The 13,151-nt window shown below is 64.0% G+C and carries 13 protein-coding genes; 10 read left to right on the plus strand and 3 right to left on the minus strand.

The annotated features are described in order from the left end of the window. Window positions 1–37: 37 nt before the first annotated feature. Both CLU91_RS00720 and CLU91_RS00725 read right to left on the minus strand, forming a co-directional pair. Window positions 38–223 carry a hypothetical protein gene (locus CLU91_RS00720; RefSeq protein WP_100872551.1) on the minus strand — a complete coding sequence of 62 codons (186 nt, stop codon included), beginning with the start codon at window positions 221–223 and terminating at the stop codon, window positions 38–40. A gap of 111 nt (window positions 224–334) precedes the next feature. Then, the gene (locus CLU91_RS00725) at window positions 335–2,857 is read right to left on the minus strand and encodes a PepSY domain-containing protein (RefSeq protein ID WP_100876513.1); all 2,523 of its coding nucleotides are present in this window, start codon (window positions 2,855–2,857) and stop codon (window positions 335–337) included. Window positions 2,858–3,052: 195 nt separating this feature from the next. On the opposite strand from CLU91_RS00725, the gene CLU91_RS00730 reads away from it, so the two are divergent. The 3 genes from CLU91_RS00730 (at window position 3,053) to CLU91_RS00740 (ending at window position 6,421) form a co-directional block, all read left to right on the plus strand. Further along, on the plus strand, window positions 3,053–4,153 hold the full coding sequence (locus CLU91_RS00730; protein ID WP_100872552.1) for a branched-chain amino acid aminotransferase: 1,101 nt from the start codon (window positions 3,053–3,055) through the stop codon (window positions 4,151–4,153). 67 nt (window positions 4,154–4,220) lie between these two features. Further along, on the plus strand, window positions 4,221–4,937 hold the full coding sequence (locus CLU91_RS00735; RefSeq protein ID WP_157814528.1) for a ribonuclease T2 family protein: 717 nt from the start codon (window positions 4,221–4,223) through the stop codon (window positions 4,935–4,937). 77 nt (window positions 4,938–5,014) lie between these two features. Then, window positions 5,015–6,421 (plus strand): MFS transporter, encoded by a 1,407-nt coding sequence (locus CLU91_RS00740; RefSeq protein WP_100872554.1) that lies wholly within the window; start codon window positions 5,015–5,017, stop codon window positions 6,419–6,421. A gap of 10 nt (window positions 6,422–6,431) precedes the next feature. On the opposite strand, the gene CLU91_RS00745 is transcribed toward CLU91_RS00740, so the two are convergent. Further along, the gene (locus CLU91_RS00745) at window positions 6,432–8,066 is read right to left on the minus strand and encodes an acyl-CoA synthetase (RefSeq protein ID WP_100872555.1); all 1,635 of its coding nucleotides are present in this window, start codon (window positions 8,064–8,066) and stop codon (window positions 6,432–6,434) included. A 114-nt stretch (window positions 8,067–8,180) separates the two neighbouring features. Between CLU91_RS00745 and CLU91_RS00750 the strand changes: the two genes are divergently transcribed. From CLU91_RS00750 to CLU91_RS00780, 7 genes are all read left to right on the plus strand, one after another. Continuing rightward, complete coding sequence (locus tag CLU91_RS00750) at window positions 8,181–8,882, plus strand: Crp/Fnr family transcriptional regulator (protein ID WP_100872556.1); 702 nt, start codon at window positions 8,181–8,183, stop codon at window positions 8,880–8,882. 62 nt (window positions 8,883–8,944) lie between these two features. Beyond that, window positions 8,945–9,538, plus strand: coding sequence for a hypothetical protein (locus CLU91_RS00755; protein WP_100872557.1), 594 nt, complete (start codon window positions 8,945–8,947; stop codon window positions 9,536–9,538). A gap of 24 nt (window positions 9,539–9,562) precedes the next feature. Further along, window positions 9,563–9,961 carry a DUF2946 domain-containing protein gene (locus CLU91_RS00760; RefSeq protein ID WP_232730573.1) on the plus strand — a complete coding sequence of 133 codons (399 nt, stop codon included), beginning with the start codon at window positions 9,563–9,565 and terminating at the stop codon, window positions 9,959–9,961. A gap of 64 nt (window positions 9,962–10,025) precedes the next feature. Then, window positions 10,026–10,622 (plus strand): SCO family protein, encoded by a 597-nt coding sequence (locus CLU91_RS00765; protein WP_232730574.1) that lies wholly within the window; start codon window positions 10,026–10,028, stop codon window positions 10,620–10,622. Window positions 10,623–10,639: 17 nt separating this feature from the next. Next, window positions 10,640–11,110: a copper chaperone PCu(A)C gene (locus CLU91_RS00770; RefSeq protein ID WP_198521198.1), complete on the plus strand. Its 471-nt coding sequence runs from the start codon at window positions 10,640–10,642 to the stop codon at window positions 11,108–11,110. Between the two features lie 123 nt (window positions 11,111–11,233). After that, the gene (locus CLU91_RS00775; RefSeq protein WP_100872560.1) at window positions 11,234–11,896 is read left to right on the plus strand and encodes a CerR family C-terminal domain-containing protein; all 663 of its coding nucleotides are present in this window, start codon (window positions 11,234–11,236) and stop codon (window positions 11,894–11,896) included. Continuing rightward, complete coding sequence (locus tag CLU91_RS00780) at window positions 11,893–13,101, plus strand: multidrug effflux MFS transporter (protein WP_100872561.1); 1,209 nt, start codon at window positions 11,893–11,895, stop codon at window positions 13,099–13,101. Before CLU91_RS00775 ends, CLU91_RS00780 begins: the two co-directional genes overlap by 4 nt. The last annotated feature ends 50 nt before the right edge of the window (window positions 13,102–13,151 follow it).

The following is a 13,151-nucleotide window of genomic DNA, read 5'->3' on the forward strand; positions in this document are numbered from 1 at the left end:
TGTGATGCACTGCACCAGTTCGCCTGTTGCCAGGGACTTATTTGGCCTTGCGGCTGCGCCGTGCCTTGCCAGTTGGCGGCAGGAATGAATCGAACCACACTTGCGTCAGTTGCCGCGTATTTTTCGCCGCTTCGCGCTTGACGGCGGCCGTGGCGTGGCCGCGCGCCGTGTTGGCGATGCGGTTGGCGGCGCTCAGGTACATGCTCATCCAGGGGTTTTTCATGGCTAGCCTCGCAGACGGTGGGTGGGGATGTCTCCACTCTAGTCCGATGGCTGGCGCCGACTGTGCGCCCGCCCACATAGCCGGGCGGCGCCGCAGGCTGGCTGAGGCAGATCAATACACGTCGCGGCGGTAGCGTCCCGCCGCCAGCAGGGCGTCGAGGCCTTCCTGGCCCAGCACTTCTTGCAGCACAGCATCGATTCCTGCCGCCATGCCGTGCAGGCTGCCGCACACGTAGACGATGGCGCCTTGCGCCAGCCACTCGCGCAGTTCGTGGGCGTTGGCGCGCAGGCGGTCTTGCACGTATTCCCGAGTTTCAGCATCGCGCGAAAAGACCTTGTCCAGGCGCGCCAGGTGGCCAGCGTCGAGCCAGCCTTGCAACTCTGCGCCGCAGACGCTGTCAAAAGCTTGCTGCCGTTCGCCAAACAGCAGCCAGTTGCGGCCCAGCCCCGCCCGCTGGCGTGCGCGCAGGTGCGCACGCAGGCCCGCCAGGCCGGAACCGTTGCCGATGTAAATGCAGGGCACGTCGACCAGGGCGGGGGCGAAGGCGGGATTGGCTTGCAGGCGCAGGCGGATGGGGCTGCCCAGCGGGGCGAAGCGCGTGAGCCAGCCGGAACAGATGCCATGTCCCTCGTTTTCGCTGCCCGCATGGCGTTCCTGGCGCACCAGCAATTGCAGTTCGCCATCGGACGGCAGCGAGGCGAGCGAGTAGCTGCGCGGCGCGTGATGGGCACTGTCGGGGTGGCTACCCTCACCCTCGCTGCCGTCCGCGTTGCATCCGATAATTTCCGCCAGCGCGCCCGCTTCCCAGGTGGCGCCGGCCGGGCCCGTTAAGGTGATTTCATGCAGTTCGCCACCCTGGCTGCCCGGGTTGAGCAGCACGCGGCGCGCCAGGCGCCACTCGGCGTACGAGGCTTCTTCCTGCACGCCGATGGCGTCGATGGCGCTGCCGCTGCAGCGGGCCAGCGCTTGCGACCAGTCGGCCAGGGCGGCAGGGTCGTGCTTGTCCACTTCGATCAACGGGAACAAGGGCGTGGCGCCCAGCGCCTGCAGTTGCTGCGCCAGCGCATGGCCGAAGCCGCAGAAGGCGCTGTAATGGCGGTCGCCCAGGGCCAGCATGCCCACTGCCAGGCCGGCCAGCGGCGTGCCGGTGGTCGCTTGCAGCAGGCGCGCGAAGCGGCGCGTGCCGTCCGGCGCTTCGCCTTCGCCAAAGGTGCTGGCGACGATCAGGGCCCGCTCGTACTGGCGCAATTGCGCGGGATCAAAGCGGTCCAGCGATTGCACGTCGACGGCCACGCCAGCCTGCTGCAGGGCGCGCGCGCTTGCCAAAGCCAGGCGTTCGGCCTGGCCCGACTGGCTGGCGTAGGCGACGAGCGTCGGCAAGCCGGTATTTTGCTTGTCCACTGCACCGGCGCCCAGCATGGCGCGCTGCGCTTGCACAGCTCGCTTAGCCTTGCGGCGACCCAGGTACAACATCCAGCCCGTGATGGCGAACAGGGGCAGGCCCAGGCTGGCCAGGGTGACGATGATGCGGCCCGGCAAGCCGAAATACGTGCCCATGTGCAGCGGATAAATGATGTTGACGAGGCGCGCACCGAGCCCCTGCTGGCTGTACGGCTCGTTTTCCGTGAGCGTGCCGTCGGCAGGGGCAATGCTCATGCGGCTGCGCGCCCGTTCGTGTGGTGCGTCGCTGGCCAGCCACGTGAATTGCACGGCTTCGCCGGCGCGTGTCGGCAGGCGCAGCGTAGCCAGGGTCCAGCCGGGGGCATGTTGCTGGAAGCTGCTCCAGGCCAGGCTGATGTCGACGGCGGGCGCATCCTTTTTCTCTTTGGATACACGCTTGGGCGATTGCGCTGCGCGCGGCGGCTTGCCTGCCCAGGCATCGATGTTGTCCCGCACCACGTCGTAGCTCCAGTAAATCCCCGTCAGGGTCAGTGCCACGTACACCACCAGGCACCAGGTGCCGGCCACGGCGTGCAAATTCCACAAAAACGAGCGGCCTTTTAATGCTGGATCGAAGGTCAGCCAGGTGCGCCAGTCCAGCGGACGGCGGGGCCAGCGCAGATACAGGCCCGACAATGCCAGGCCCAGCAGGCACAGGGCCAGCGCGCCCGCGACTTGCCGGCCCGGATCGCGCGGCAGCAGCAGCCAGCGGTGCAAGGACTCCGTCCACTCGAAAAATTCCGCGCCCGCCAGCGCCGGCTGGGTGGCGCCCGTGTACGGGTGCAGGTAGATCGACTCGCCGCGCCGCTGGCCATTCTTCGGTGCGAAGAACAGGCGTGGCGTCGCGCCCGCTTCTGCATACATGGTGATGGAGGCCACGCGCTGGCCGTGTTCGGCGGCGGCAATGTTGCTCAGCTGGGCCGGCGTCAGCGGCGCGCGCGTTTCCACTGGCACATGGCGCACGCCGGGGTTCATGACATCAAGTAACTCATCCTTGAAGGCCAGGGTGGCGCCACTCAGGCCAATGATCACCAGCACCGTGCCGGCCGTGATGCCGATGAACCAGTGCAATTGAAACCATACCTGCTTCCAGGTCCAGTGCCAGCGCCGTTGTTGCGGGGCGGCGCTTGGCTGGCGCGCTGCGGACACGGCGTCGGTGCTGGCGCGCAACTGGGGGAGGGAGGAGGTGGTCATGGCGGCTTTCGATAGCGCCGCCATGCAGGTATCAGGCAGGGCGGGAAGAAGGAAGGCTGATATTTTAACGCAAACGAGAATCATTCGCAAATGATGGCGTCCTGTTGTCACGTGGCGGGGGCCATTCCCGTTTTGCCTGATTGGCCGCCATAGGCGCTACAATAGGAATACTGTTCACTAGTTCCCATTGCCGCCATGACCACTTCCACACCGAATCTCGTCGTCACTCCGTCCGCCCACCCCTTGTCCGACGCCGAGCGCGCCGCGCGCATGGCCAATCCCGCCTTCGGCCGCATCTTCACCGACCACATGGTGGTGATTCCTTACCGCGACGGCAAGTGGCAGCAGGGTGAACTGAAGGCGTATGGCCCCTTGATGCTGGACCCGTCCGCTTCATCGCTGCATTATGGTCAGGCCATCTTTGAAGGCTACAAGGCCTTCGCCCAGCCCGATGGCAGCATCAAGACTTTCCGTCCAGAACAGAATGCGGAGCGCTTCAACCGCAGCGCCGCGCGCCTGGCCATGCCGGCCATCCCTGTCGAGCTGTTCCTGGAAGCGGGCGACGCGCTGATCGCGCAAGACCGCAACTGGGTGCCGAAGAACACGGGCGAGAGCCTGTACATGCGTCCGCTGATGATTGCCACCGACCCTTACCTGGGCGTGCGTCCTTCGGAAGAATACCTGTTCGTGCTGTTCGCCTCGCCGGCCGGCGCCTACTTCCCGAAAGGCGTCAAACCCGTTACCGTGTGGATCAGCGAAGACTTCGTGCGCGCCGCGCCGGGCGGCACCGGTGAAGCGAAGTGCGCGGGCAACTACGCGGCCAGCCTTATGGCCCAGTCTCAAGCACAGGAAAAGGGCTGCGACCAGGTCGTCTGGCTCGATGCCGTGCACCGTGAATTCATCGAAGAAATGGGCGGCATGAATTTGTTCTTCGTCTACAAGGATGGCGAGAAAATCACGGTGGTGACGCCGGAACTGACGGGCACCTTGCTGCCAGGCATCACCCGCCGCAGCCTGCTGGACATGGCGAAAGACCTCGGCTATGCGACGCAAGAGCGTAAATTGTCCGTCCAGCAATGGCGCGACGATATCGCCTCGGGCCGCATGACCGAAGTGTTCGCCTGCGGCACGGCCGCCGTCATCACGCCCGTGGGCGTGGCCAAGGCCAATGGCTTTGAAATGACCATCAACAACAATGAAAACGGCGCCGTCACCCTGGCCCTGCGCGAAGCGTTGCTGGGCTTGCAGCATGGCACGGCTCCAGACACCCACGGCTGGATGCACAAGGTCTGCTGATCAGCTTGTTGGATTGATACCGCGCCGGCACTCAGTTGCCGGCGTTTTTATATCTTGAAGGAATATGATGAACATTCGCTCTGTCTTGCCCGCCCTGGCCGCCGCTTTCCTCAGCCTGTCCTTTGGTGCCGTCCACGCGGCCGACGCCAGCTGCGCCATTCCGCGCAACGTCAGCTATGTCGATTACGACGTCAAGCCGTCGGACGAGAAAAACACCTGCTACAAGCAAAGCACGAACGTGCCCACCGATTACTTCATGCTGGCGCTGTCGTGGTCGCCGGGCTTTTGCGACAGCCAGCGACGCCGCGGCGCCGTGTCGAAGAAGGCCGCCTTCCAGTGCGCCGAGAGCAACCAGTTCGGCTGGATCGTGCATGGCCTGTGGGCGCAGTCGGCCAATCCGGCCACGTGCGAAGACATTTCCGTGACGCCGCCGCGCAAGACGGACCTGCATCCGCGCTATTGCAAGGGCAATTTGCCGAAGCTGGCGCCGTCGGAGATCCTGCCCTATATGTGCATGCAGCCGGGCGAAGCCTTGCTGCAGGGCGAGTGGGAAAAGCATGGCGCCTGCGATTTCGATACGGCAAAGGAATATTTCGAGAAGGAACGCGAACTGTTCCAGGCCTTGAAGTTGCCGGACTCCACCATGCCGAAAAACGAGCTGTTCCAGTGGATGAAGCAGAACAACCCGCAATTGAAAGGCCGCTGGCTCGGCTATGAAAAGCACTCGGGCGAGTTGCGCATCTGTTATTCGAAAGATTTTAAAGTGATCGATTGCCAGAAGTAAGCTTGCCTGTTCTGCAGGTTTTTTGCATACATGCTAGTGTATTGCCCGGATCAGCAAGATGAACAGGTAGTGTATTTATGCAGCAGCAGCACACGCAACCGGTCATGGTAGGCGAGGACGGCTTGCCGCCCGGCGCCCGTTTATGGGCCATGCTGGCGCTGGCCATCGGCGTGGGCATGGCCTCGCTCGATACGGCGATCGCCAACACGGCTTTGCCGGCCATCGCCAGCGAGCTGCACACGACGCCGGCCGCCTCCGTCTGGATCGTCAACGTCTATCAACTGGCCATGGTGGCGACCCTGCTGCCGTTTTCCGCCCTCGGCGAAATCGCCGGCTACCGCCGCGTGTTTATCTCCGGCATGCTCTTGTTTACGTTGGCGTCGCTCGCCTGCGCATTGGCCTGGTCCCTGCCGTCGCTGGTGGTGGCAAGGTTGTTCCAGGGCGTCGGTGCCAGCGCCATGATGAGCGTCAATACAGCGCTGCTGCGCGCCCTGTACCCGAAACATTTGCTGGGCCGCGCGTTCGGCAACAATGCGCTGGTGGTGGCCGTCGCGTTCGCCATCGGCCCCACGGCCGCCTCGCTGATCCTGGCGGTGGCATCGTGGCCGTGGCTGTTCGCCATCAATGTGCCGCTGGGCGTGCTCGGCTTTTTCCTCGCCAGCCGCATGCTGCCGGCCACCAGATTGTCTGGTCACACGCTCGACGCGCGCACGGCGCTGTACAACGTGGGGGCCTTCGGTTTGCTGATTCTGCTCTTTGGCGACGCGGCCCATCACGCGGCGCTGTCGACCTTGCTGCCGGAACTGGTGGCGGTGGTGATTTTCTTTATCTTGCTGCTGCGCCGCCAGGAAGGGCACGCTGCACCGATGCTGCCGATCGACCTGTTTCGCCGTCCATTATTCCTGCTGTCGTCACTGACGGCCATCTGCACGTTTGCCGCGCAGGGACTGGCCTTTGTTTCATTGCCCTTTTATTTTGAAGTGACACTGGGCCGTTCGCCCGTCGAGACGGGCTTTTTGATGACGCCGTGGGCCGTGCTGGTGGCCGTGATGGCGCCCGTGGCCGGCCGCCTGAGCGACCGTTATTCGCCGGGCGTGCTGGGCGGCATCGGCCTGGCGGCGCTGGCCGGCGGCTTGCTGACCCTGGTGTGGATACCGGCCCACCCCAGCGCGTTTGACATCGGCTGGCGCATGGCCTTGTGCGGCATCGGTTTCGGCTTTTTCCAGGCGCCGAACCTGAAAGCCATCATGGGCAGCGCGCCGCCTGAACGGGCCGGCGGCGCCAGCGGCGTGGTCGCCACGTCGCGCCTGATCGGCCAAGCGACGGGCGCGGCGCTGGTCGCGTATTGCTTCACGGTTTCCGCCGCCAAAGGCACGACGTATGCGCTGTGCCTGGCGGCAGGGTTCGCCGCCGTGGCCAGCATCGCCAGCTTTTCGCGCCTGGTGGTGGCGCAGCCGGCGTGGCAGGCCGGCAAGCGCGACTGACCGGTATCGCTTAAACGTCGATGGCCTTGTCCGACTGCATGCGCTTGCGCAATTCGAACTTCTGGATCTTGCCCGTCGACGTGCGGGGCAGGGGGCCAAAATAAATGGCTTTCGGCACCTTGAAACCGGCCAGGTTGTTCTTGCAGAAGGCGATCAATTCCGCTTCCGTCACCGTACCGCCTTCGCGCAGTTCGACGAACGCGCATGGCGTCTCGCCCCATTTCTCGTCCGGTTGGGCGATGACGGCGGCGGCCAGCACTTGCGGGTGGTGGTACAAGGCGTCTTCCACTTCTACGCTGGAAATGTTCTCTCCACCGGAAATGATGATGTCCTTGCTGCGGTCCTTCAGCTTGATATAGCCGTCCGGATACATGACACCGAGGTCGCCCGTGTGGAACCAGCCGCCGGCAAACGCTTCCTGCGTCGCCCTTTCATTTTTCAGGTAACCCTTCATGCAGATGTTGCCCCGGAACATGATCTCGCCGATCTGTTCGCCATCGGCCGCCACGTGCTGCATGGTGTCCGGGTCGATCACGGCGACGGCGCTTTGCAAGTGGTAGCGCACGCCCTGGCGCGATTTCAACACGGCGCGTTCTTCCTGGCTCAAGGCCGCCCACTCGTCCTGCTCGGCGCAGATGGCGGCGGGGCCGTACACTTCCGTCAAGCCGTACGAGTGGATCAAGTCAAAGCCCATGGCTTCGATCTTCGCCACCATGGCCGCTGGCGGCGGCGCGCCGGCTACCATGCCGCGCACGGTCCAGTCTATGCCGTCGCGCCAGTTGGCAGGCGCGTTGGCCAGGGCCGCGTGCACGATGGGTGCCGCGCAATAGTGGGTGATGCGCAATTCGCGCATCAGGTCGAACACCAGTTTCGGTTCGAACTTGCGCAGGCACACGTTGACGCCGGCACGCGCGGCGATGGTCCACGGGAAGCACCAGCCATTGCAGTGGAACATCGGCAATGTCCACAAATACACGGCATGCTTGGGCATGTCCCACTCTAATATGTTCGACAGGGCGTTCAGGGCCGCGCCCCGGTGGTGGTAGACCACGCCTTTCGGGTCGCCCGTGGTGCCGGATGTGTAGTTGAGGGCGATGGCGTCCCACTCGTCCGCAGGCCCCTGCCAGTCGTAATCGGGGTCGCCGCTGGCCAGCAAGCTTTCGTAGTCGAGGTCGGAAAAGGCTTCCACTTCCGGTCCCAGCACGTCGTTGACCTGGATCACGCGCAGGCCGGGAATCTGCGCCGCCATCTGGCGCGCCAGTCCGGCAAATTCCGTGTCGGCCAGCAAGACTTTTGCGTGGCCATGGCGCAGCATGAAGGTCAGCGCCGCCAGGTCGAGGCGGATATTGAGGGCGTTGAGGACGGCGCCGGCCATGGGCACGCCAAAGCTCGCTTCCACCATGGCGGGCGTGTTCGGCAGCATCACGGCCACCGTGTCGCCCGTGCCCACGCCCAGCTTGATGAGGCCGGAGGCCAGCCGGCGCGTGCGCGCATACGTTTCGCGCCACGTCTGGCGCAGGCTGCCATGTGCAATTGCCAGGCGATTGCCATATACTGCCGCTGCCCTGGCGATATAGTCGAGCGGGGTGAGGGCGGCGTAGTTGGCGCTGTTTTTGCCGAGGCCGGTGTTGAAATCAGGTGTCATGCTTGTCTCCTGGTAAAAGAATCTTGTAGCTCCCTGTTTCGGGATTGATACCGGCCAGCATAGCACCGGCGCTGTAAAATCACTGTCATCTTAGTGACAGGTCTGAAGGATGGAATGGATAGCAACGATAGTGTAGACCTTGCCGTGCCCGAACTCGCTAGCCACGACTGGTTCACTGCCCTCGACGCGCGGCATCAGACCTTGTTGCGCGCCGGCAGCGTGTTGCGGCACTATGAAGCGGGCGCCTTCGTCACGCGGCGCGGCGAACCGTCGGCGCACTGGATCGGCGTGCACACGGGCTTGATCAAGCTGGCCGTCTACAACGCCGATGGGCGCGGCGCCACGTTTTCCGGCGTGCCGGCCGGCGGCTGGTGCGGCGAAGGAAGCGTGCTCAAGCGCGAACTGCGCCGCTACGACGTGGTGGCCGTGCGCGCCGCGAACATCATCCTCGTGCCGGTGGACCTGTTTCACCTGCTGCTGGCCGAGAGCCTCTCCTTTAACGCCTTCGTCATCCGCCAGCTGAACGAGCGCATGGGACAATTCATCGCCACCATCCAGAACCAGCGCCTGCTGGCCGTCGACGCGCAAGTGGCGCAAGCGATCGCGCAGCTGTTCCATCCCATGCTATACCCGCGCACTTCCAGCGTGCTTGAGCTGTCGCAGGAAGAAATCGGCTTGCTGACCGGCATTTCTCGCCAGCGCGTGAACCAGGCGCTGGGCCATCTGGCCGAGCTCAATCTCATCAGCATCGCCTACCAATCGATCCGCGTCGTCGACCTCGACGGCTTGCGCCGCTATGGCGTGGCGTCGCTGTGATGACAGACTGCTTGCGCGATGTGTGGCATGCTGGCGGCTCGTTCATCACCTTGACCTGACGCATGGCCCTCGTTTCCGATCATCCCTTGCACTTGCTGGGCTTGCGCTTTCCGCTCCGGCTGCGCGTCACCGTGCGCCAGGGTTTCGTCACCTTGCATAATGAAATCACCACCAAGAAACTGGGCAGCGGCGACAGTTTTGTCGTGCCCGCCTTCTTGCGCTTCGCCTGCGACGTGATGCCGGGGCGGGGCAAGCCGGCCGTGTTCACCCTGGCGCTGGAAGGCGACGAGGCGGACGGTGGCCACGGCGGCGGCAAGCGCTGGAGCCAGGCGCTGGCGCAGCACATCTTCGATACGCCGCAAGGCAAATGGACGGCGGCGCGCCTGGCGGCCCTGTGGCAAGTGACGCCGCACAAGGCCCGCGCGCGCCTGTTTGCCGAGGGCGAGGCATTGCTCAGTCTGGTGCGCGAGCAGCGCCTCGCGCACGCGCTGCACACGGCGGCGCAAGCGGGCGCCGATGGCGAAGGCGGCGAGCGCGACCTGGCGCAAGTGGCGGCCGGCTCCGGCTTTGCCTCGATCCCCGCGTTTTGCGACGCCTGCGTGGACGTGGCGGGCGTGCGTCCCAGCCTGTTCCTGCGCTGCCAGGCGCCCGGATAGTCAGACTCCGTTATAATCGGGACCATGGGATCTTTATTGAAGCGCAAACAGTGGCATATGTGGTTCGCCTGCCTGGCGATACTGCTCAATGCGCTGTCGCCGTCCCTGTCGTATGCGTTTGCGTCGCTGCACGCGAACGCGAACAACGCCACCGTCGAAATCTGCTCGGCCAGCGGCGCCGTCTACACGCAAGCGGACCTGGCGCCAGCCGCCAGATCCACCACCGATTCCGTACTGCACCACATCGAGCATTGCCCGTTCTGCATCAGCCATGCGGGCAGCGTGGGCTTGCCGCCGTCCTCATCCTCGCCGCTGGCCGTCATCACGGGCCACGACCACTATCCGCCCTTGTTTTACCAGGCGCCGCAACCCCAGTTTGCGTGGCTGGCCGCCAGCCCGCGCGGCCCGCCTTTGCCTGTCTGAACGCAGCAGTCACGCCTTTTACGTCTCAACTTGTCTCAACTACGCCCATCGGGCTGGAATTACCATGAAACGTCGTCTTTTCCTTCTCGCCGGCACGGCGGGATTGCTCACGCTTGCCGCTTGCGAACAAGCACCGAAACCCCATTACAACGGCCTCGACTTGACGGGAGGCGATTACAAGCCCGACTTCAAGTTGAGCGGCCCCGATGGCAAGGTCTACACCCTGGCCGACTTCAAGGGCAAGTATGTGATGGTTTTCTTTGGCTTCACGCAATGTCCGGACGTGTGCCCCACGGCCCTGTCGCGCGCGCTGGAAATCCGCCAGAAGCTGGGGCCGGATGCCGATAAGCTGCAAGTGATCTTCATCAGCATCGACCCCGAGCGCGATACCCCCGAGTTGCTGGGCGAGTACATGCGCGCCTTCGACCCCAGTTTCCTCGGCTTGCGCACGGACCCGCAGGCGACGGCGCAGACTGCCTTCAATTACAAGGTCTTCTACCGCAGAGTGCCTAGCGGCAGCTCGTACACGATGGACCACACGGCCATCAGCTATGTGCTCGATGCCGAGGGACGCATGCGCCTGGGCTTGAAGCACCAGTTGACGGGCGACGAGTGCGTGCAAGACATCAAGACCCTGATGCAATCGAAATACACCTTATAACTACCGAGGAAATGATCATGACCCATCTGAAAACCCTGCTGGCCACGGCCCTGACCGTGCTGTCCTTCTCCGCCATCGCACAAACCAGCGTGCAGATTAGCGACCCGTGGGTGCGCGCCACCGTGCCGCAGCAAAAAGCCACGGGCGCCTTCATGCAGATCACGGCGCCAAAAGCCATGCGCTTGCTGGAAGTGCGCTCGCCCGTGGCCGGCGTGGCGGAAATCCATGAAATGAGCATGACGGACAATATGATGCGCATGCGCCAGGTCAAGGAAATCAGCTTGCCAGCCGGCAAGGCCGTCGAATTGAAACCGGGCGGCTACCACGTCATGCTGCTGGACCTGAAAGGGCAGGTGAAGGCGGGCGACAAGATCCCGCTGACCCTCGTCGTCGAAGGTGAGGACAAGCGCCGCGAAACCATCGAAGTGACCGCCGTGGCGCGTCCGCTGGGCGCCACCCCGGCCCCGATGCCGGCCATGAAGCACTAAGCCTTTCCGTTACATCCTTGAAAGCCCGGTACGCCGGGCTTTTTTGTGCTCGTCTGAAAGTTAAACGAGTGTTTGATATAATTCCGCACAATATTAAACGGTTGTTTAAATGATGGGAATGGCATGACGAACGATAAGGAAAACGAACCGGCGCGCGCGCGCATCCTGCAGGCGGCGGCGGACCTGTTTGCCGACGACGGCTACAAGAACACCTCCGTGCGCCGCATCTGCGAGGCGGCCCACGTCAACGTGGCAATGGTGAATTATTACTTTCATAGCAAGGAAGAGCTGCACCTGGCCGCTTTTGACCATGCGCGCGAGCTGGCGCGGGCCTCGGCTGCCGACGTGGCCGCCGCCAGCGCGCAGGCGCAGCTGCCGCCGGTGCAACAGTTGCGCCTGGCTATCGAGGCGCTCGTGTCCGACATGCTGCGCTCGGGGCCGGCATCCTTGTTCAGCCGGTTGGTGGCGCGCGAACTGATCGAGCCGACTGCCGCCATCCACAAGCTGGCCGAGCGCAATGTGCGGCCCCAGCACGCGCTGTTCACGGGTTTGATCCGTGGCGTGGTGGGGCCGGCCATGCCGGCGGACGTGGTGCAGAAATGCGTGTTCAGCGTGATCGGCCAGGCCGTGTTCTATGCCCGTTCGCGCATCGTGCATGAACTGGTGGCGCCGGAAATCACCTATGACGAGGCGGGCATCGCCAGCATCGCGCGCCACGTCGCGCAATTTTCGCTGGCGGCCCTGGAAGGCATGCGCCTTCAATACACCGCGCAGGCGGGCGCATGAAGGCGCGCAAGCTGACCCTGGTGCTGGCCGGGCTGGCCATGCTGGGCCCGTTCGCCACCGATACTTTCTTGCCATCGTTTCCCGCGATCGGCACGCATTTCGACGTCAGCAGCGTGCTGGTGCAGCAGACCCTGAGCGTCTACCTGGCTGCCTACGCCTTCATGACCTTGTTCTACGGCACCTTGTCCGATTCGTTCGGCCGCCGTCCCGTGATCCTCGCTTCCTTGCTGATCTTCGCCATCGGTTCCATCGGCGCCGCGTTTGCACCGAGCTTTGGCTGGCTGCTGTTCTTCCGCGGCATGCAGGGCGCCTCGGCGGGAGCGGGCAGGGTCATCGGTCAAGCCATCGTGCGCGACACCTTGTCGGGCGCGGCCGCGCAAAAGATGCTGGCCAACATCATGATGGTGTTCGGCATCGCGCCCGCCATCGCGCCCATCATCGGCGGCTGGCTGCACGTGGCCTACGGCTGGCAATCGACGTTCGTGTTCACCTTTGCCGTCACAGTGTTGCTGGCGCTGGCCTGCCTGAAAGGCTTGCCGGAAAGTTTGGCCGTCGAGCAACGCCAGCCTTTCCACCCAGGCAATATCGCGCGCAATTACTGGCTGGCCTTGCGCCACCGGGCATTCCTCTTGCGCTCGCTGGCCGTGGCCTTCGCCTTTGGCGGCTTCGCCCTGTACATCGCCTCGGCCCCGCATTTTATTTTGGAACTGCTGCGCCTGCCGGAAACGGCGTTTGGCTGGATGTTCATCCCCATGGTGGCCGGTTTGGTGCTGGGCTCGGCGCTGTCGGGCAAGCTGGCCCATGCGGTGAAAAGCACCGTGCTGGTGCGCTGGGGCTTGCTGGCCATGGCGGCCACGGGCGCGCTCAATATTGCTTACAACCACTGGTTTGCCGCCAGCATCCCGTTCGCCGTCGTGCCCGTGATGCTGTATGCGTTCGGCATGTCGCTGGCCTTGCCGGGCATGACCATGTCGACGCTCGACATTTTCCCGCAGATGCGGGGCCTGGCCGCGTCCCTGCAAAACTTCGTGCAAATGCTGGTGTTTGCGCTGGTGTCCGGTTTTGTCGCACCGTTGCTGTTCGACAGCGCCTTCAAGCTGGCGCTGGGACAGGCGTCGGCCGTCGTGCTCGCTGCCGTGTTCTGGTGGCTGGGCAGCCGGCAAGGGGCGGAAAACGGTGCAACGGGGCTTATTAAGACGACATGACGGGCCCTGGAAAAGAGTGGCATGCTTTCTGCTTTGTTACACTGTGACCA

This window comes from Janthinobacterium sp. 64 (assembly GCF_002813325.1).
GTDB lineage: Bacteria > Pseudomonadota > Gammaproteobacteria > Burkholderiales > Burkholderiaceae_D > Janthinobacterium.